This is a genomic window from Rhizobium sp. USDA 4016, assembly GCF_056279705.1.
This window is the reverse complement of sequence record NZ_JBWCCY010000002.1, coordinates 723,651-741,512: the sequence shown is the minus strand read 5'-3', so window position 1 is coordinate 741,512 and position 17,862 is coordinate 723,651. Positions and strand designations below refer to the sequence as shown.

General features: G+C 58.9%; 19 protein-coding genes and 1 pseudogene. 3 read left to right on the top strand and 17 right to left on the bottom strand.

All coding sequences use genetic code 11. From position 1 onward, the window contains the following. The first annotated feature begins 349 nt into the window (after positions 1–349). Positions 350–694 (top strand): hypothetical protein, encoded by a 345-nt coding sequence (locus tag ACZ9DP_RS04515; RefSeq protein WP_476200463.1) that lies wholly within the window; start codon positions 350–352, stop codon positions 692–694. 286 nt (positions 695–980) lie between these two features. Next, positions 981–1,430, top strand: a complete 450-nt coding sequence (locus ACZ9DP_RS04510) for a DoxX family protein (protein WP_022712647.1) — start codon at positions 981–983, stop codon at positions 1,428–1,430. A 157-nt stretch (positions 1,431–1,587) separates the two neighbouring features. Here the strand turns inward: ACZ9DP_RS04510 and ACZ9DP_RS04505 are convergent. The 8 genes and pseudogenes from ACZ9DP_RS04505 to ACZ9DP_RS04470 all read right to left on the bottom strand — a co-directional run bounded on the left by ACZ9DP_RS04505 (position 1,588) and on the right by ACZ9DP_RS04470 (position 8,350). Next, positions 1,588–1,892: pseudogene (locus ACZ9DP_RS04505) on the bottom strand (DUF736 domain-containing protein). A gap of 106 nt (positions 1,893–1,998) precedes the next feature. Beyond that, positions 1,999–2,394 (bottom strand): hypothetical protein, encoded by a 396-nt coding sequence (locus ACZ9DP_RS04500; RefSeq protein WP_476200462.1) that lies wholly within the window; start codon positions 2,392–2,394, stop codon positions 1,999–2,001. Then, the gene (locus tag ACZ9DP_RS04495) at positions 2,387–2,632 is read right to left on the bottom strand and encodes a type II toxin-antitoxin system prevent-host-death family antitoxin (protein WP_194730664.1); all 246 of its coding nucleotides are present in this window, start codon (positions 2,630–2,632) and stop codon (positions 2,387–2,389) included. The genes ACZ9DP_RS04500 and ACZ9DP_RS04495 overlap by 8 nt, the downstream gene beginning before the upstream one ends. Positions 2,633–3,036: 404 nt before the next feature. After that, entirely contained in the window at positions 3,037–3,762 is a 726-nt protein-coding gene (locus ACZ9DP_RS04490; protein WP_476200460.1) for a ribonuclease activity regulator RraA, read from the bottom strand. Between the two features lie 21 nt (positions 3,763–3,783). Beyond that, a complete protein-coding gene (gene araD, locus ACZ9DP_RS04485) occupies positions 3,784–5,520 on the bottom strand; it encodes an L-arabinonate dehydratase (protein ID WP_476200458.1) in 1,737 nt (578 codons plus the stop codon). Positions 5,521–5,575: 55 nt separating this feature from the next. Continuing rightward, entirely contained in the window at positions 5,576–6,448 is an 873-nt protein-coding gene (locus ACZ9DP_RS04480; RefSeq protein ID WP_476200457.1) for an ABC transporter permease, read from the bottom strand. A gap of 6 nt (positions 6,449–6,454) precedes the next feature. Further along, complete coding sequence (locus ACZ9DP_RS04475; protein ID WP_022712652.1) at positions 6,455–7,273, bottom strand: ABC transporter ATP-binding protein; 819 nt, start codon at positions 7,271–7,273, stop codon at positions 6,455–6,457. Between the two features lie 75 nt (positions 7,274–7,348). Next, positions 7,349–8,350 (bottom strand): ABC transporter substrate-binding protein, encoded by a 1,002-nt coding sequence (locus tag ACZ9DP_RS04470; RefSeq protein ID WP_476200456.1) that lies wholly within the window; start codon positions 8,348–8,350, stop codon positions 7,349–7,351. A 154-nt stretch (positions 8,351–8,504) separates the two neighbouring features. Between ACZ9DP_RS04470 and ACZ9DP_RS04465 the strand changes: the two genes are divergently transcribed. Beyond that, positions 8,505–9,200: a GntR family transcriptional regulator gene (locus ACZ9DP_RS04465; RefSeq protein WP_476200455.1), complete on the top strand. Its 696-nt coding sequence runs from the start codon at positions 8,505–8,507 to the stop codon at positions 9,198–9,200. Positions 9,201–9,347: 147 nt separating this feature from the next. Here the strand turns inward: ACZ9DP_RS04465 and ACZ9DP_RS04460 are convergent, their stop codons facing one another. From ACZ9DP_RS04460 to ACZ9DP_RS04420, 9 genes are all read right to left on the bottom strand, one after another. Continuing rightward, positions 9,348–10,421, bottom strand: coding sequence for an ABC transporter ATP-binding protein (locus ACZ9DP_RS04460; RefSeq protein ID WP_476202198.1), 1,074 nt, complete (start codon positions 10,419–10,421; stop codon positions 9,348–9,350). After that, positions 10,418–11,218 (bottom strand): ABC transporter permease, encoded by an 801-nt coding sequence (locus ACZ9DP_RS04455; protein ID WP_372416676.1) that lies wholly within the window; start codon positions 11,216–11,218, stop codon positions 10,418–10,420. The genes ACZ9DP_RS04460 and ACZ9DP_RS04455 overlap by 4 nt, the downstream gene beginning before the upstream one ends. Before the next feature lies 1 nt (position 11,219). After that, complete coding sequence (locus ACZ9DP_RS04450; protein WP_476200453.1) at positions 11,220–12,092, bottom strand: ABC transporter permease; 873 nt, start codon at positions 12,090–12,092, stop codon at positions 11,220–11,222. 118 nt (positions 12,093–12,210) lie between these two features. Continuing rightward, positions 12,211–13,221: an ABC transporter substrate-binding protein gene (locus ACZ9DP_RS04445; protein WP_476200452.1), complete on the bottom strand. Its 1,011-nt coding sequence runs from the start codon at positions 13,219–13,221 to the stop codon at positions 12,211–12,213. A gap of 39 nt (positions 13,222–13,260) precedes the next feature. Then, a complete protein-coding gene (locus tag ACZ9DP_RS04440) occupies positions 13,261–13,593 on the bottom strand; it encodes an NIPSNAP family protein (protein ID WP_476200451.1) in 333 nt (110 codons plus the stop codon). Positions 13,594–13,598: 5 nt separating this feature from the next. Continuing rightward, a complete protein-coding gene (locus ACZ9DP_RS04435; protein ID WP_476200450.1) occupies positions 13,599–15,062 on the bottom strand; it encodes an aldehyde dehydrogenase in 1,464 nt (487 codons plus the stop codon). A gap of 5 nt (positions 15,063–15,067) precedes the next feature. Then, complete coding sequence (locus ACZ9DP_RS04430; protein ID WP_476200449.1) at positions 15,068–16,108, bottom strand: LLM class flavin-dependent oxidoreductase; 1,041 nt, start codon at positions 16,106–16,108, stop codon at positions 15,068–15,070. Further along, positions 16,105–17,040 carry a flavin reductase gene (locus ACZ9DP_RS04425; protein ID WP_476200447.1) on the bottom strand — a complete coding sequence of 312 codons (936 nt, stop codon included), beginning with the start codon at positions 17,038–17,040 and terminating at the stop codon, positions 16,105–16,107. The genes ACZ9DP_RS04430 and ACZ9DP_RS04425 overlap by 4 nt, the downstream gene beginning before the upstream one ends. Further along, positions 17,037–17,834 carry an alpha/beta fold hydrolase gene (locus ACZ9DP_RS04420; RefSeq protein WP_476200445.1) on the bottom strand — a complete coding sequence of 266 codons (798 nt, stop codon included), beginning with the start codon at positions 17,832–17,834 and terminating at the stop codon, positions 17,037–17,039. Before ACZ9DP_RS04420 ends, ACZ9DP_RS04425 begins: the two co-directional genes overlap by 4 nt. Positions 17,835–17,862 lie beyond the last annotated feature (28 nt).

Genomic DNA, 17,862 nt, shown 5'->3' with positions numbered 1-17,862 from the left:
AAACGCTCTGACGTGCCGCGCGGTTTCGGCCAGCGGCGATCAGATTTGCCTCCGACGCTCGCGCGCATGCGGTGAAGCAAGAGGTCAATTCCATCGGCGTTAGTGGATTTCCTCATGTCAGAAGGATCGGTTGGGTGCGGGCAGCGTTGCTACCTGTCACCAAGGCTTTTGGTCCTCTCTTGACGATGACAAGGAGAGGGCCTAGACGGCGGCACCGCGCTGAGATGCAGGCGGACTGGGAGAGGCCTGGCTTGACGAGGAGCGGGTCTTTTGCCGCAGGGCGGAGCAAAAATTCCCTTAGTCTGTTTCTCACCGGATTTGCACGTTGAAGAACTGGAGAGAGGCACTTATGCGCTATATTTTTAAATCGGCTTTGATCGGTCTTGCCGCACTCAGTTGCGTTACGATCAGCCATTCCTTTGCGGGCGCGCAGGAACTGGAACTGCGGGTAGGTCCAGGTGGAGTTGGCATCTACGATCGCGACCGCGATCGGGACCGGTATTTCGATCGCCGCTATAGGCCGGCTCGCCGGGCATGCGACCCGGACGATGCGCTTGACAGTGCGCGCGACGCAGGTCTCCGTCGAGCTCGTATCGTTCGTGTCTCGCCACGCAGCGTCGTGGTCCAAGGCTTTACGCGCCGTGGTCCCGCACGGATGGTATTTGCCAATGTGCGCGGATGCCCCGAGATCTAAAATCTGTTTCCTGGAAGCTTTAGTAAGAGCATTCAGAGGCCCGCCACTTTCATGAGTGGCGGGCTATTTGATTCCGACAACTCTTCGGGCCGGACCCTGTGGTCAAGGACAGAGCTCGCAACAGGGCATATGCAGCGTCTGCCCGCTCCGCAGCCCCGCATTCGCTATTGTGACGTCGAAATCACGTCATTGTTAACTCAAACCATCATATTTTACCTCGTCGGACTTGGCTCTTGAACCGGTTCACGGCAGATGTGTTGCATCGCAATGAACGGAAAGGTCACCCATGACAGATTTTGCCGATAGCCGACCCCGCCCGATGGTGCCGGCACTTCAGAGAATTTACATGCCATTTAACACCATCGCTGAAACGGCTCTGCGTGTCATCGCCGGCGGACTGCTGGTGACCCATGGCTACGGCAAGATCCTGAATCCCTTCGGAGCTGTCGGCATGGTGGAAGGTCTCGGCTTCTATCCCGGTTTATTCTGGTCGCCGTTGCTTGCGGCAACCGAATTCTTCGGCGGCATTTTGATCGCAATCGGGCTGTTCACGCGGCCAGCCGCATTCGCTGCAATGATCGTGCTCCTGGTCACTGTCTATTTCCATGGCGTGGTGCGAGGTGAAGGCTTTGGTGGCGCCGAGAAATCGATCCTCTGGACTGCCATTTTCTTGTTCTTCGCGGTTCGGGGATCGAATTCGCAGTCTGTAGATGCCAAACTTGGCAAGCAGATCTGAATCCGAAGTCTAGCCACCTGGGGAAGCGGGCACGGCCTCGCCGTTGCCCCTTTTTGACTGCTACAATCGCAACCCAGAGCGCACGCAGATGAAACGAGGGCCGCGAACGGACCGGGCTTAGCGCCTGCCCGCTTCCAACCGCGGCTCCTCCTTTCCGTCAGCGGCGCGTGTTGCGTGACCAGATGAGCTGCGGGCCTTCCTGGCCTTGAATCTCGGTCAGAGTGGCGTAGATCGGAGCTGGGCGCTCGGATCGTCGAGCTTGACTGAATGTAGTCGCGTTCGATTTCGCGGGCCTGTTTCTGCCAGCCGGCACCGAACCCGACATTGCCGGCCAGCATCCGGAAGTCGGGAGCGTCTTCAAAAGGTGCATTCGACACGGACGATATTCGCTTTGACGTTGAGGGTGAGGGTCTTGATGGTGCCGACGAAGCCGTCGGTCGATGTTGCCGGGGTCGCGCCCATCGCGGCCTCACGATGGCTGTCGATAAGACCGGGGACGATCGGCGCGCCCGCAGGGCTGCAACGAAGTGGAGGACGGCCATGGGCCCTCTGAGGCGGGCGTCAGGCATCAGGTACGCGTGATACCAATGAGCCTTCGGGCTGCGGCCGCATTTTTGACGGTCAGCGCGGTTTTCTTGAGGAAGGCAGGACTGAAACTGCCCAGAGGCGTCGTTGACTCGGAGTCAAATGCCTTGTCGAGTTCAACCCTATTGTACTCGTCGAGAATGATCCAGCACGGAAAATCCAGCCCTGCGCGACGGCATTCCATTTGGCTGATCGCAAGAGAAAGCCGCTCCGTGTCGGGCAGTTGCGATATGACGGGAAACAGAAACACAGCTCCCGGCACTGCCGCGGTGCGAACGACGACGCAAACGGGCCTTGCCTTGCGGCCGGACTCTTCACCTGCGGTCGCCTGGCGTTTCCACAGGTAGAAAAAGCGGACGATCTGCCCAGGTTCAAGCATTATCGCCCTCGATAATATCCTCAAGACCGGTCATAAGTTCACGGTGGATGTCTTCGGGAGCATCCATCAGGTCGTATGCAACGGTATGGGAACGACCGATGAGCTTGCGGTATTGTTCCGCGGTCAGAATGACGAGCTTGTCCTTGCCGCGCTTTGTCAAGGTGACGGGTTCGATCAAAGCCGCTTCGAGGATTTCACCCGAAGCGCGGTTCATGTCTGAGAAGGTGAATTGCTTCATTGCCAAGTCTCCGTACCGAATTACCTATAATACGTATTCTATGCGATTTACGTAATTCGGATGGCGATCAGCGCCAGTCCCGGCGGTCAAAAGCAGCGAGGCCGCCGACCTCCTCGCTGCCGACGACGATTAATTTCGGCCGATGCGCGACACGACGGGCGTGAACCGGATCCCTGCTCCCTCCGCGTCGGGGAACGATCGAAGCGGTCGGCCTTCTTGGAACGGCGGAGCGTCCAGCTTCGTCCCGTCACGTTCTGGCTCGAAAGCGGCCAGGGCGTTTGGCAACAGCTCACGGCTATTCCTCAACGGCCGGAGCCTGCGTCGGAATGATGGCCGCGAGCTGGTTTCCGGATCTCCTGACCTCAACTGAGCCTTCGGGTTCGGGGGATGCGGCTTACTCAGGGTCAGCGCCCGGTTCTCTTACGCCATTGAGCATAGTCGTTTTGCGCTTTGTCCGTCGTTGGCGGATAAAGGCCGATCACGGCAGCGCCGTCTTGGACCTGTTCAAGAACAAAATCCTCGAAGCTTTCCATGCCGGCGCATTCTTCGGCGATCTCATCGGCCAAATGCGCTGGAATGACCATGACGCCGTCACCATCGCCGACGAGCACGTCCCCGGGGAAAACGGGGGCGTCACCGCAGCAAATCGGCACGTTGATGTCGAGCGCTTCGTGGAGAGTTAGATTGGTCGGCGCCGACGGGCGCTGATGGTAGGCCGGCATATCCAACCTGCCGATGCCTTCGGCGTCGCGAAAGCCTCCGTCAGATACGACGCCGGCGCAACCGCGCATCGCAAGCCTTGTAACGAGGATAGAGCCTGCCGATGCGGCCCGCGCATCTTTCCTGCTGTCCATGACAAGCACCCAACCAGGCGGGCAGGTTTCGACCGCGACACGCTGCGGGTGGTCCGCGTTGCGGAACACAGTGATGGGATTGCGATCCTCACGCGCCGGAATGTAGCGAAGGGTGAAGGCCTGTCCGACCATGTTTTTGCTCTTCCAGGCGACCGGGTGGACGTTCTGGATGAACTGGTTGCGCAGGCCGCGTTTGTAGAGCGCAGTGGCAACGGAGGCGGTCGACGCCTTCATCAATTTTTCGCGGGTTTCGTCGGAAAGAGCGTAGTCGGTCATTATCATCTCCGGCTGGAAAGATCAGTTGATCGCTGGTTCATCGACCTGAGGGCCGAATTCCGTCTTCAGGAAATCGAAATCGCAGCCCTTGTCGGCCTGTTCGATATGTTTGGAGAATAGGAAGCCGTAGCCGCGGCCATAGCGTGGAGCCGGCGGCTTCCAAGACTGGCGCCGAAGGGCGAGTTCTTCGTCCGGCACGAGCATGTTCAAGCTGCGGTTGGGGATATCGAGCTCGACGACGTCGCCAGTCTTCAAAAGCGCCAGCGGGCCACCGACATAGGCTTCCGGCGCCACATGCAGCACGCAGGCGCCGAAAGAAGTGCCGGACATGCGCGCATCCGACAGTCGTACCATGTCCCGCAGGCCGAGCTTCAACAGCGCCTTGGGCATGGGAATCATTCCCCACTCAGGCATTCCCGGTCCGCCCTGGGGGCCGGCGTTGCGCAAGACGAGAACGGTCTCCGGCGTCATCGGATAGTCGGGATCGTCGATGATCGTTTTCAGCTCGGCGTAGCTCTCAGCCACGAGAGCCGGACCTTTATGCCGGTGGAATTTCGGGTCGCAGGCGGCGGGCTTGATCACCGCGCCGTCGGGACTGAGATTGCCCTTGAGGACGGCAAGCGATCCCTCGTGATAGACCGGGTTCGACAGCGGCCGGATGACGTCGTCGTTCCAGACCTTTACCAAGTCTAGGCCCTCGGTAAGCGGCTTGCCGGTGACGGTGATCGCCGATGAATTGAGCTTGTCGCCCAGTTGCTTCATCAGCGCCCGGAGACCACCGGCGTAGTAGAAATCCTCCATGAGGTACGCCGCACCCGATGGCCGGATATTGGCAATGACGGGCGTTTCGCGTCCGATGCGGTCGAGATCGTCCAGTTCCAGCGGGATCCCGGCGCGGCGCGCCATGGCGATCAAATGGATAATGGCATTCGTGGAACAGCCGGTCGCCATCGCCACGGTCACGGCATTCTCCACTGCTGCCGCCGTGACGATCATGTCCGGCGTCAGGTCCTCCCAGACCATATCGACGATGCGCCGGCCGCATTGCGTGGACATGCGCTGATGACCTGCATCGGCAGCGGGGATGGAGGAGGCGCCAGGAAGTGTGAGTCCCATAGCCTCGGCGATCGCCGTCATTGTCGATGCAGTTCCCATGGTCATGCAGTGGCCATAGGAACGGGCAATGCCCCCTTCGATCCCTTGCCACTCTTCCTTGGTAATCGTGCCAGCGCGGCGTTCGTCCCAGAACTTGAATCCGTCGGTACCGGAACCCAGATGCCTGCCCGCCCAGTTGCCGCGCAGCATCGGTCCGGCAGGCAGGTAGATAAAGGGAAGACCCATGCTGAGCGCGCCCATCACCAGGCCCGGAGTGGTCTTGTCGCAACCGCCCATGAGGACCGCGCCGTCGATGGGATGGGAGCGCAGCAATTCCTCGCTCTCCATCGCCAGCATATTGCGGTAGAGCATGGTCGTTGGCTTGACGAAATTTTCAGACAGTGACAGCGCTGGAAGCTCCATCGGGAAGCCTCCCGCCTGCAGCACGCCGCGCTTGACCCATTCCACTCTGTCCTTGAAGTGCATGTGGCAGGGCTGCGCATCCGACCAGGTGTTGAGAATGGCGATGATCGGGCGGCCCTCCCAGTCGGCGGGGTCATAGCCCATCTGCATGGTGCGCGATCTGTGACCGAAGGATCGTTGATCATCGGGGACCATCCAGCGGGCGGAGCGCAGCTGCTCGTAAGTTTTGCGTTTTTTCATGGCATTGTCCGAGAAGGATGATGAACGGAGGCAAATACAAACAAGGAAGCAGTCTTCATTCCTTCATGCCCCATTTCTGGATAGTGTGGCGTTCAATCGTCTGGAAGACCAGATTTTCAACCACCAGACCGATGACGATGACGGTCAGCAGTCCGGCAAAAACGGCCGGGATGTCGAGAAGATTGCGGTTTTCGAAGATGAACCAGCCAAGGCCGCCCTGCCCGGACGAGACGCCGAAGACGAGTTCGGCGGCAATCAGTGTGCGCCAGGCGAAGGCCCAGCCAATCTTAAGACCGGTAAGGATCGAGGGAAACGCAGCCGGGATGAGAATGCGAACGACGTAGGACAAGCCGGACAGGCCGTAATTGGCCCCGACCATGCGCAGAGTGCGGGAGACGCCGAGAAAGCCGGAATGGGTGTTCAGCGCCACGGCCCAGAGCACGGAATGCACGAGCACGAAGACGAGGCTTGAGGCGCCCAGGCCGAACCAGATGAGCGCCAGCGGCAGAAGTGAAATGGCCGGAAGCGGGTTGAACATGGCGGTCATCGTCTCGAGGAAGTCCGTGCCGATGCGCGTGTTGATCGCCAGCACGGTCAGGATGGCCGCCAGGATCGTTCCCGCCGCATATCCCATCAAAAGGATCTTCAAGGTGGTCCAGATGCGCGCCGGCAGCGTGCCATCCGCGAAGCGATCGACGAGCGTCACCAGCGTGTCGGTGAGGGTCGGAAATAGAAGCGGGTTGTCCAGATAAGTGGCGTAGACCTGCCACAGGAGCGCAAGCACGATAATCAGCAGGGCCTTTCGGACAGCGCCGATACCCCAGATGAGTTCAACTGGCCCGAGCTTCTGCTCGATCGCGGCGATGTTGGCATGGGCCGGGCGCGCGTTGGCGCTTTCTTCGGCCAGCAGGATCTGCGGTGCGCTCATGATGGCTTACTCCCGATGGCCTGGTTCAGAGAACAGAAGATCGTGGATATCCCGCTCGAGTGCAGCTGCGGTCCCGTCCTCGTTCGAGGCTTTGTCGACATCCACGACTTCCGCTTTGACGCGCCCCGGGTGGGGTGACAGAAGCAGAATACGGTTGGAGATCTTGATCGCTTCAGCGATCGAATGGGTGACGAAGATGACGGTAAACTTCGTATCATCCCAAAGCTGAAGCAGTTCGTCCTGCATCTGGCGGCGTGTCAGCGCGTCGAGCGCCGCGAAAGGTTCATCCATCAAAAGGATGTCGGGTTGCATCGCCATGCCGCGCGCAATGGCGACACGCTGTTTCATCCCGCCAGATAGGGTATGGGGAAAACTGTCGACGGCGCGCGTCAGCTTTACCTTGTCGATATAGGCGCGGGCGATTTCCTCCGCTTCCTTTGGCAGCAGCTTGCGCGCAACCAGCAGCGGAAACATCACGTTTTCCAGAACGGTCTTCCAGGGCATCAGTTGATCGAATTCCTGAAACACCATCATGCGGTCCGGACCCGGTTTCGTCACCGTCCGGCCGTTGATGCGGATGGAACCGCTGACGGGCTTCATGTATCCGCCTACGGCTTTCAGCAGCGTCGACTTACCGCAGCCCGATGGACCTAGGAGCACGAACCGATCTGATTTCCGGACGCTGAAGGAGACCTGTTCGGTGGCGGTGACCAGGAGGTTCGGCGTCTTGTAGCGCAGCGTAACTTTCTCAACACTCAAGAGTGGTTCAGCCGCTTGCGCAATGGCCTGATGCGCCGGTGAAACAGCTGCTGCGGACTGGAACATTGACGACGTCCTCACATGAAAAGGGGGCGGGCTTATCCGGCAAAAAGCTGCCTGCCTTCTGCCGGTAGATGTTGCTCAGTTGCCGTTGAGGTCGGCGGATTCAGGCAAGTAGTAGTCGGTCCATGCTTTTGGCTGCATCTTCAGCGTCCCGATCTTGTTCAAATGCGTTGCGAACTTCATCGTCCCCTGCGGCTCGGTTCGGTAGTCGTCGATGAAACCCGGCTCGTTCATGATCGCCATGAGATCGTCGATCGACGTCTTGTCTCCGGTGATGGTCTTGTAGGCTTCGAGGGCGCCCTTTGGATCGTTCTTGATGTAGGCCACTGCTTGCTTGGTTGCCTCACGCACGGCCTTGATGATGACGGGATTGCTTTCAGCAAACCCGGTCGTCGTGAAGAACGTCGCCTGAGTGAGGGAACCTCCGATGATTTCGCGCGAGTCCGTGACGCGATGCACGCCCTTCTGCTTTAGCTCGATGTACTGGAAGGGCGGTGCTGAGAAATGGTTCTTGACTTCGTGATTGGGATTGGCGATGGCCGCGACCGCGTCCGGATGGCCAAGCTGTACGGTATTGCTGTCGAGCTTGCGGACCTGGTCTTCGCCGTACTTTGCGGCGGCGGCCATCTGCAGCAGAATCGCCTGCGTCGAGACGCCGACGGTCGGAACGGCGATCTTGTCGCTCGGGCCGATATCATCAAGTGATTTGATCTTGGGATCATTGGAGACCATGATGACCGGCTGCGCGGAACTCGGAATGATGCCTTTTACGCGGCCCTTTGTACGATCCCAAAGCAGAAGAAGATTACCCGACCCCGTGTTGACGATGTCGACATTGCCTGCGAGCAATGCATCGGTCTGCGCTCCACCGCCGCTAAAGGTTCGCCATTCGATCGTGAGGCCGTCCAGCCCCTCCTTCGCAGCCTGTTTCTCAATGAGCTTTTGCGTTTCCATGACGTGGCTCGCAAGATACAGAATCCCCGGCTGCCGTGTAATGGAGATCGCAGTCTTTTCCTGAGCCGAAGCCGGAAGCGTCGCGAAAAGAGCTGCGATCGCGGCAGCACCCAAAAGTCTCAACATCCTATCCTCCCACTGTAAGTCCCAAACGTACGAAACGTGCCTCCCAGCACCGGCAGAGAGTGAAACACTAAAATATCAGTTGGTCAACTATGTTAATATATTAGTTTGAGATCAAGATTCTTACTGGCTATAATGGCCGTCAAAGTGAGGTTTCATGGACGCTCTAAACGATCTTTCCCCGACAATTGCGCTCAAACGCACCTCGACCTCGCGCCAGCTCTACGACGTGCTGCGCGGTCGCATCATCTCGCTCGACCTGCCCCCGGGCATGCATCTGTCGCGCAGCGAGATCGCCATGGCCTACGGCGTCAGCCAGACACCGGTGCGCGACGCTCTGCAAATGCTAGAGGCGGAAGGCCTCGTGGTGGTTTATCCGCAGTCCCGCACGGAAGTCACGCGGATCGATTTGCGCCAGGCGCGCGAGACGCAGTTCCTGCGGCTCTCTCTTGAATTGGAAGTCATTCGGTCTCTGACGGAAACCCAGCCCGAAGCCGTCATCAAACGAGCCGATCGCCTGGTGGCCCTTCAAGAAACGGCGCTCAACGTGGATCATGACCTGGAACGCTTCGCGCTTCTCGATCGCCAGTTCCACCAAACCATGTTCGAAGGTGCGGGCGTTGCGGACCTCTGGGTGCTGGTCCAGTCGCGATCCGGGCATATTGATCGCCTTCGCAAGCTCAACTTGATGGATCCCGGCAAAGCCGGCACGATCTTGTGCTCGCACCGGGAAATAATGGACAATGTGCGAGATGGAGACGTCCCGCGGGCACAGGAAGCCGTACGCCGCCACCTTACAGGCACGCTTGCCACCGTCGAGACAATTCGCGAGGCACATAGTCACTTCTTTTGAGAGGTAGCCCTTCCTGTGGAGGAGATGTTGGTCTGGGGGTCAGACCGACACAAGCTCAGATTGCTTGATACCAAAAGATCAGTGTCGAACGACGCGTCCAGACTTCTCTTTAGAGAGCGAACGATCGTCGGGCTTCATGCCCGAACCTCAACAGAACACTTGCGCGGCACTGGGGTCGAATTCAAGCCGAACCCGGTCCCCAGGGCTCAGGCCGGCGATTGCCTCGTGCCCAAAAGGCAGTCGCACCGACAGGGTTTCACCGGCGGCCGTTGCCGTTGCCACATGGATATTATTTCCGAGGAAGGTGATGTCCCTGACTGTTGCACTGAGACCGTTGCCGCCATCATGACGCGATAGCCGAATGCGTTCCGGTCTCAGCATGAGAGCCCCCTTGCCGTTAGACGCCATGCCATGGACCGGGATCCGGTCAAAAACTGCCGCCCCGCCCAGTGAGATCGTCGCCTTTCCATCTGCACATGACAACAGATCGCAGGAAATGAAGTCGCTGTCGCCGATGAATTCAGCGACAAAGCGCGTACGCGGGTTGGCATAGAGTTGCGGCCCAGTGCCAATTTGATCGATCATACCCTTAGAGAATACCGCAATGCGATCGGACAGCCGCAGCGCTTCTTCCTGGTCATGGGTCACGTATAGGATCGTCACTTCAGTTTGCTGGTGGATCCTGCGTATTTCGTGCTGAATTTCCTCCCGCAGCTTCTTGTCCAGCGCCGAGAGCGGCTCGTCCATCAGAAGTACCGGAGGATCGTAGGCAAGCGCCCTGGCGAGGGCGACACGTTGCTGCTGGCCGCCCGACATCTGTACGGGCTTGCGATCCTCGTATCCTTCAAGTCTAACGAGACGCAGCATCTCCTTCACCTTGGTGTCGACCTCGGCCTTGGACTTGCGCCTGACCTTCAGTGGAAAGGCAATGTTTTCACCAACGGTCAGATGCGGAAACAACGTGTAGCGCTGAAAGACCATTCCGATGTTGCGCTTGTGCGAAGGGGTTTCCAGCAGGGTCTTGCCGTCAAGCGTGATGTCGCCTTTTGTCGGAGTTTCAAAACCCGCCAGGATGTAAAGCGTCGTGCTCTTTCCCGACCCCGACGGTCCCAAGAAGGTCAGAAACTCACCGCGCTGAACGTGCAGGTTGACATCGTGAACCGCGACAACAGGGCCGTACTCCTTGCGGATACCTTTGATCTGAAGGAAAGCGTCATTCATGATTTCAGTACCTTGCGTGCGAGAGCGACAAGCGCCATCAAGAGGATCGTCAAAAGGATGAGAAGCGTCGACGCGGCAGCCACGACCGGCGTAAGATCCTGCCTGAGCGTGGCCCATACTTTTACCGGCAGGGTCTGTAGCGTTGGGCTCGCCATGAAGATCGCCACAACCACCTCGTCCCAGGATGTCAGGAACGAAAAGACAGCGGCGGAAAATATCCCGTGGCTGATTGCAGGCAGCGTTACTCGGATCCTCGCCTCAAGCGGCGAGGCGCCACAAAGGATCGCCGCGTCCTCGATGGACTTATCGAAGCCTTCAAGCGCGCTGGAAATGGACAGAATGGAGAACGGAAGAGCAAGGACGAGGTGAGAGATCACGAAGCCCGCCAAGGTTCCACCGAGGCCCACCCTTAGAAAGAAGGCGTAGAGTGCGACGGCAAGAACGACGACGGGAAGGATCATCGGCGTCAGGAAGAGCGCCTTGAGCGCGTCACGGAACAGGAACGTTCCTCGAACCAACCCGAACGACGTCACAAGACCGAGCAGAACGGAAAGCACGGTGACGATCGATGCAATCTTAAAGCTCGTCCAGGCCGATTCCAGCCACCGGGGATCGGCCAGAAGTTCCCGGTACCATTGCAGCGTCCAGCCAGGAGGCGGAAAGATCAGCCACTGCGAGGATCCAAAGGAAAGGGCCGCGATAAAGAAGATCGGCAGCAGCAAAAATGCAGCCGCCAGGATGGTGATCGTCAAAAGCGCGTATTTCCACCAACCGAGACGATCGAAGTTAAGCAGCATGTCAGCGCCCTCCGGTGTTCTGGCTGCCGAAGAAACGCAGCTGAACGACATAGAGCGAAAGCGTTACAACGAGGAGTACCAGGGCAGCCGCTCCCCCCATGCCCCAATTGACCAGCGACTGGACGAACTGGGCAATCAGCTCGGCCAGCATCATGTTCGCCGTACCGCCGAGAAGCGAGGGGGTAACGAAATAGCCAAGCGACATGACGAAAACCATGAGGGCACCTGCAGCCATGCCCGGCACCGCCAGCGGCAGGAGAACGCGCGTGAGACATTGCCACCGGCTGGCACCGCAAAGGGCAGCCGCCTGCAGGATTGCCGGGTCGATCTTCTTGATCACGCCGTAGAGCGGCAGGATGATAAAGGGCAGCATGATATAGGTCATGCCGATCGTCACACCTGTCAGATTGTTGACGAGCGGCAACGGCTGATTGATCAGCCCCATGCCCATCAGCATCTTGTTGATGAGACCCGTCCGTTGCAAAAGCACCATCCAGGCATAGGTGCGCGCCAGCAGATTTGTCCACATCGACAGCAGCAGGATCGCAAAAATCACCGATGCCAGCCTTCCAGGCATGATTGCCAGCGCCCAGGCAACGGGAAAGCCGATCAAGAGCGATATAGCGGTCACCAAGCCCGATACGATGAAGGTATTGGCGAAAATCTTGAGATAGGTTGCAGATCCAAGCAGCTCAGCATAGTTGCCGAAGCCGGGAACCGGTTCCAATACACTTCGCAGCAACAGTGCCGCCACCGGCACGATGAAGAAGATGGCCACGAAGGCGAGAGCCGGAACGACCCCGCTGAAACCTGTTGGCCTGAGCGCTCTTGGCACCGGCGCACCCACGCTGGAAGCATCACTATAGGTCGACATGACAGTCCTTCCTGCCGAACGTTCGGACAAGCGCCGCAGGTCCCGGGGCCGACCGAGCACGCTGCGCTTTTAGCACGGCGGGCATGGGCTCGCCGTGCGTTGCGCTGCATTTTTCAGCCTATTTTGCCTGCCATGCGTACCACCGCTCGCCGATAGCATCCCGGTTTTCTGCCCAGTAGCTCATGTCCGCATTGACCTGACTGGCCGTTTGCCGATCCGGCAGTGTCTTGGCCGTCTCGGGATCCATCAACTTGGCCGATTCCAGATTGATCGGCGCGTACCCAGTGGCTTTTGCAAGCGCTGCCTGCGGTTCTGCCGAGGTTGCCACCGCGATGAACTTCATGGCTGCCTGAAGATTCGGAGCGCCTTTCGGAACGACAAGCGAATCCGCGGCGGTAATATTCTGCTCCCAGGAGGTTTCGGCGTTAACGCCGCTTTTGGCGAGCGCTGTCATGCGGCCGTTCCACAGGCTTCCGAACGGTGCTTCGGCGGATGCCAGCAGCTGCTGCGACTGGGCGCCGCCTGACCACCAGATAATCTCCGACTTGATCGTATCGAGCTTCTTGAATGCGCGATCGAGGTCAAGCGGATAGAGCTTGTCGGCGGCAACACCGTCAGCCAGGAGCGCCGCCTCAATCACACCGGGCGCCGACCATTTATAGAAGGTGCGCTTGCCTGGAAACTTCGCCGTGTCGAACAGATCGGCCCAGGTCTTCGGGCAAGCAGCAACCGCATCCGCATTGCAGCCGATCACAAAGGAATAGTAGAAGCTGCCGACGGAATAATCCGTTACGAAACGCGGATCGAGCTTGGACTTGTCGATGACGGAGAAATCCAGCTTCTCAAGCAGTCCGTTTTTGCCTGCCTGCGCGGCATAGTCACCTTCGACATCGACGACGTCCCAGGTTACCTGGTTCGCCTCGACCATGGCCTTCAGCTTGCCGTAATCAGTGGGGCCATCCTGCACCACTTGCAGTCCGGTCTTTTCCGTATATGGGTTCGCCCAGGCTGCCTTTTGCGCGTCCTGCGTCGTTCCTCCCCAGCTTGAGAAGACGAGCGTTTCGGCTTTTGCGGGAATGGCTACTGCGATGATTGCCGCCAAGGCCGTGAATGCAAATGTGTGTTTCATGTTCCCTTTTCCTTGTTTTGGAGTGTCTTATGCGCATTCCTATGCCGGCAGTCCGTCCCCGCTTTTTGGAGAGAAGCTGGTTGCCTTCATAATCTTGTTTTCCGCCACTTCGATCCGATCGCGGATTTTCGGCAGAAAGGCCTGCCACCGAGGGTCAGCCATAAGGCGCATGCGCCTTGCCTCACGGTCGTCCAGGCTCGCGAACGCCCAGATGTGGACAATCTCGTTGATGGTGCCGATCTCCGAATAGAAGTAACCGACGAGGTTGCCGAGATGGCTCTTTTGAATGGCTATCCCCTCCTCTTCTACAACCTTCAGATATTGCGGGATCGCACCGTTCTTCAGTCTGTAAGTCCGGATCTCGTAAAACATCGCCATCACCGCATTACGAAAGGATCAGGGATCGGGTCGTCCGACGTCCTCAGCCAGATCGTTTTTGTCCGGGTGTAGGCGAGCGCTGCGGCCATGCCGCCTTCCCTGCCATGCCCGGACAGACCGAACCCGCCAAATGGCGCGATCGGCGAGACGGCGCGATAGGTGTTGACCCAGACGATGCCGGCGCGAATTCCCTTCATCAGGCGATGAGCACGCGTCAGGTTTTGGGTGAAGACGCCAGAGGCAAGCCCATAATGCGTATCGTTCGCAAGCGCGAGCGCTTCGGATTCTGTTTCGAACGAGACGACGGACAGAACCGGACCGAAGAATTCGTTGACCAGCGAAGGGGAATTGACGCCGTCGCAGTCAAGAATTGTCGGCGGGAAGTAGTAGCCTTCACCGCCGGGCCTATGGCCACCGGTGACAAGGCGGGCGCCGCTTTGAAGGGACTTGTCGAGGAGCGCTGCTATGTGCTCCTGCTGGCGCCGCGTTGCAAGCGGACCGACCTCGGTCGCCATGTCCAACGGAGCACCGATACGGATCGCCTCTGCCTTGCCCTTCAAGAGGGTCAGGAACTCATCCTTGATAGACCGCTCGACAATCAGGCGCGAACCGGCGACACAGCTTTGGCCGGTCGCAGCAAAGATACCCGCGACCTGAGCATTGGCGGCACTCTCAAGGTCGGCGTCGGCGAAAACGATGAAGGGTGACTTGCCGCCCAGTTCGAGTGACGTGGAGGCAAGGTTCTCCGCCGAGTTTCGCACGATATGACGCGCCGTTTCGGGGCCACCGGTGAAGGCAACATGCGCGACCTTAGGATGGCGGCTGAGTGCTGCCCCGCAGGACGCGCCAAAGCCGGTGATGATATTGACGACGCCCGCAGGAAAGCCTGCCTCGTGAATGAGGCGCGCAAATTCCAGAAGCGGCGCTGGCCCGTCTTCCGAGGCCTTGACGACCATCGTGCAGCCGGCTGCAAGAGCCGGCCCGATCTTGACCGCAGACAAGAACAGCTGGCTATTCCAGGGCACGACCATCGCAACGACGCCGATCGGCTCACGGCGAAGCCAGACATCCATGTCAGGTTTGTCGATGGGAAGATAGGATCCTTCAATCTTGTCGGCGATGCCGGCGTAATAGCGGTAATAGTCCGCGACATAGGCGATCTGCGCCGACGTTTCCCGGATGATCTTTCCGGTGTCGCGAGTCTCGAGCTCTGCCAGCTTCTGTGCGTTGGCTGCGACCAGATCAGCGAGCCGGTAGATGAGCTTGCCGCGTTGCGTGGCCGTCATCTTTGACCAGGCCCCGTTATAGAGTGCCTGTTCAGCGGCGTTGACCGCCCGGTCCACATCACCCTCGCGCGCTTCCGGCAAGTCAGCCCAATCCTTCCCGGAGGCCGGATCAACGCTTGGGAAGCGTGCTTCACCGTCCAGGAATTGACCATCGATATAATACTGGAAACGCTGCATAGGCTTCACTCCGCAAATGCCGGCATCACTTCGGCGATAAAGCGCTGAAGCGATGCTTTCTTGCGCTCGAAGCTCATGCCCGTATCGATCCAGAAGGAATATTCGTCATAACCCATGGCCTCATAGGTCTTGAGGCGCGAGATTACGGTTTGTGGACTTCCGACAACGTTGTTGGTGCGCATGACGGCGTCCGACAGCATGGCGTTTGAGTTGATTTCAGCTTCGGGAATTCGCTCAATGAGACCTTGCGTGACCGGCTTCTCGTTCTTGAACCACGCGAAGAAGTAGTTGTAGTAGAGGCTGAGCTCATGAGCCGCCTGCGCGATGTCTGCGTCCGACGAACCGACATAGGTATGACGCAGCAGCATGATCTTGCGCCGCTCGATCGTCGGATGCTTCGCGCAAGCGTCATTGAACCGCCCCATCAGCGCTTCCACCTCGTCATCACCCTGCCAAAGCGGGGTGACCTGGACGTTACAGCCGTTGGCAACGGCGAATTCGTGGGAATTCGGATCACGGGCTGCGACCCAGATCGGCGGATTGGGCTTTTGCAGCGGTTTCGGCGCCGACGTGGTTGACGGAAACTTGTAGAACTCGCCGTCGTGGGCGTAGTCGCCCTTCCAAATACCTTTGACAGCCGGAATGAGCTCGCGCATGCGCTGGCCGGCGGCCCAGGCATCCAGACCGGGAAGCAGACGCTCGTATTCGAACGAATAAGCGCCACGGGCAATCCCGATATCGAGCCTGCCGTCGCAGATGATGTCGGTCATGGCCGCCTCGCCGGCAAGCTTGATCGGATGCCAGAACGGTGCGATCACCGTTCCTGTGCCTAATCTCACTCGCGACGTCCGACGCGCCAGGTCGGCGATGGTCACGAAGGGGTTGGGCGCGATGGTGAAATCCATGCCGTGATGCTCGCCCGTCCAAATCGCATGCATGCCACCTTTGTCAGCGATCTCGCAGAGAGCCACGAACTCGTCATAAAGGCCTTTGTGGCTCTGGCTTGCGTCGAGGCGTTCCATGTGGACGAAGAGAGAAAACTTCATGCCTGTGCCACCTTCGCTGCAACCGGGCGGACCGTACCAACAGTCTCATCACCGAAATAAACCCCGAAATTGCCGATCGAACTCTCCAGCGCAAAACGCGCGATGATATCGGCCGTCGAACTTGTCTTGAATTGCTCGGCAGTGAGTGATTTGGGCTTCAGGAAGCGTCCAGCGGCCGGAGCGCCTTCCGATGCAAAGGCACGGTAGACAATGTGCTGCTTTCCCTCGCTCTTGTCTTCATAGACCGAATACAGGAAACCGATCGTAACCTTCAGCCCGGTCAGATCTTCAAGATAATCTCGCAGAATTTCGGTCGGGCTGCCTTCCTTGCCGTCGCAGCCCGGCAGCGAAAGTATGTCATCGCCGAGAAGAAGAACATCGCCGTCGCGCTCCAGAACGGCACCGAGCTCAATATTGCCTTCCGCTGCGGCCGAAACGGCCCGGCTTGTAAGGATTGGGGTGAAGTAACCGCCGCGGGCATAGCCCAATCCGTTGCGGCCGGTATTCTCGAAGGCCGTGATGCGCCCCATCAGGATGACGTGGTCGCCAGCTTCCACCATCTTCTCCATGGCGCACTCGAACCACGCCGCGACATTCGCGAATATTGGACTGCCGGCCTTGCCTTCAGACCATTCGACTGCGGCGAAACGGTCCTCGACTGGCCGCGCAAAGGTGTTCGACACATCTTTCTGACTTTCCGAGAGGACGTTGATTGCAAAGTGCTTCGCACCCGTCATCGTCGCATAGTTGCGTGAGGTCTTTGCCAAGCAGACCAGCAGAAGAGGCGGATCGAGGGAGACCGATGTAAATGAGTTTGCCGTAAAGCCGATCGGCCGGTCGTCGCAATCGCGGGTGGTCACGACCGTTACCCCGGTCGGAAAAGCGCCGAAGGCGTCTCTCAGTGCACGTGGATCGATGGATTCTGGTGTCATCTCGGCTCCTCCTCTCGATGTTCAAGCCATTCCGCAAGCAGCCTATTCACGGTATGAGGCGCGGTGAGATTAACCATGTGCCGATGGCCGTCGACGATGCGAGCCCAGCCATTTCGGGTGATCGCCGCCATTTGCGTCGCCATTTCCGGCGTCGAATTGGGATCGTCGGAGCCTGTCAAGAACAAAGCTGGGCAGCGAACATCGCGCCAGCGGTCCGCATAGGTATCGTCGCCGCCGGCAAAGGCGCAATAGGCGATGGCATAGCCCTCGGGATCGACCATGCCCAGCCAGCCACGCGTGAGATCGCGCGCGCAAAGGCTATTGTCATCGTCGCCGAACCATCGTTTCAGCGGGCCATCGCGGTCGACGCCATTGGCGCGGATTGCAGCTGCGCGAGACATGACCGCTGCTTTCGCCTCGGGATTGCGGCGATAGACGCCGTTAAGATATGCGACCCGCCGGATCCGCCTGCCGAAGGTAGTAGCAGCCCCACCGGAGATCAGAGCTCCCATGGAGTGGCCGGCGACATTGGCGGCATCGATGTTCAACTCGTCGAGAAACCGGCCGAACCAGGCAACGAAGTCTTCAAGTTTGCTTCCGGCCGGCAGCTTGGCGCTTTCTCCGTGTCCAGGCATGTCGACGGCGATGACACGATGCGTCTTTGCAAACAGCGCGATCTGCGGGGCCCAAGCCTCGACCCGCATGCCGACGCCATGGATCAGAACCAGCGGTTCGCCTTCACCGGCCTCGAAGTATGAGACGCCGTTGATGGTGTGCTGGCGCTGGAACTGCATCGATGCCTCTTCCGACAATCTGGAGTGT

Coding starts and splice junctions, on each gene's coding strand:
- ACZ9DP_RS04515 (WP_476200463.1), top strand. CDS start 350: ATGCGCTATATTTTTAAATCGGCTTTGATCGGTCTTGCCGCACTCAGT.
- ACZ9DP_RS04510 (WP_022712647.1), top strand. CDS start 981: ATGACAGATTTTGCCGATAGCCGACCCCGCCCGATGGTGCCGGCACTT.
- ACZ9DP_RS04500 (WP_476200462.1), bottom strand. CDS start 2,394: ATGCTTGAACCTGGGCAGATCGTCCGCTTTTTCTACCTGTGGAAACGC.
- ACZ9DP_RS04495 (WP_194730664.1), bottom strand. CDS start 2,632: ATGAAGCAATTCACCTTCTCAGACATGAACCGCGCTTCGGGTGAAATC.
- ACZ9DP_RS04490 (WP_476200460.1), bottom strand. CDS start 3,762: ATGACCGACTACGCTCTTTCCGACGAAACCCGCGAAAAATTGATGAAG.
- araD (WP_476200458.1), bottom strand. CDS start 5,520: ATGAAAAAACGCAAAACTTACGAGCAGCTGCGCTCCGCCCGCTGGATG.
- ACZ9DP_RS04480 (WP_476200457.1), bottom strand. CDS start 6,448: ATGAGCGCACCGCAGATCCTGCTGGCCGAAGAAAGCGCCAACGCGCGC.
- ACZ9DP_RS04475 (WP_022712652.1), bottom strand. CDS start 7,273: ATGTTCCAGTCCGCAGCAGCTGTTTCACCGGCGCATCAGGCCATTGCG.
- ACZ9DP_RS04470 (WP_476200456.1), bottom strand. CDS start 8,350: ATGTTGAGACTTTTGGGTGCTGCCGCGATCGCAGCTCTTTTCGCGACG.
- ACZ9DP_RS04465 (WP_476200455.1), top strand. CDS start 8,505: ATGGACGCTCTAAACGATCTTTCCCCGACAATTGCGCTCAAACGCACC.
- ACZ9DP_RS04460 (WP_476202198.1), bottom strand. CDS start 10,421: ATGAATGACGCTTTCCTTCAGATCAAAGGTATCCGCAAGGAGTACGGC.
- ACZ9DP_RS04455 (WP_372416676.1), bottom strand. CDS start 11,218: ATGCTGCTTAACTTCGATCGTCTCGGTTGGTGGAAATACGCGCTTTTG.
- ACZ9DP_RS04450 (WP_476200453.1), bottom strand. CDS start 12,092: ATGTCGACCTATAGTGATGCTTCCAGCGTGGGTGCGCCGGTGCCAAGA.
- ACZ9DP_RS04445 (WP_476200452.1), bottom strand. CDS start 13,221: ATGAAACACACATTTGCATTCACGGCCTTGGCGGCAATCATCGCAGTA.
- ACZ9DP_RS04440 (WP_476200451.1), bottom strand. CDS start 13,593: ATGTTTTACGAGATCCGGACTTACAGACTGAAGAACGGTGCGATCCCG.
- ACZ9DP_RS04435 (WP_476200450.1), bottom strand. CDS start 15,062: ATGCAGCGTTTCCAGTATTATATCGATGGTCAATTCCTGGACGGTGAA.
- ACZ9DP_RS04430 (WP_476200449.1), bottom strand. CDS start 16,108: ATGAAGTTTTCTCTCTTCGTCCACATGGAACGCCTCGACGCAAGCCAG.
- ACZ9DP_RS04425 (WP_476200447.1), bottom strand. CDS start 17,040: ATGACACCAGAATCCATCGATCCACGTGCACTGAGAGACGCCTTCGGC.
- ACZ9DP_RS04420 (WP_476200445.1), bottom strand. CDS start 17,834: ATGCAGTTCCAGCGCCAGCACACCATCAACGGCGTCTCATACTTCGAG.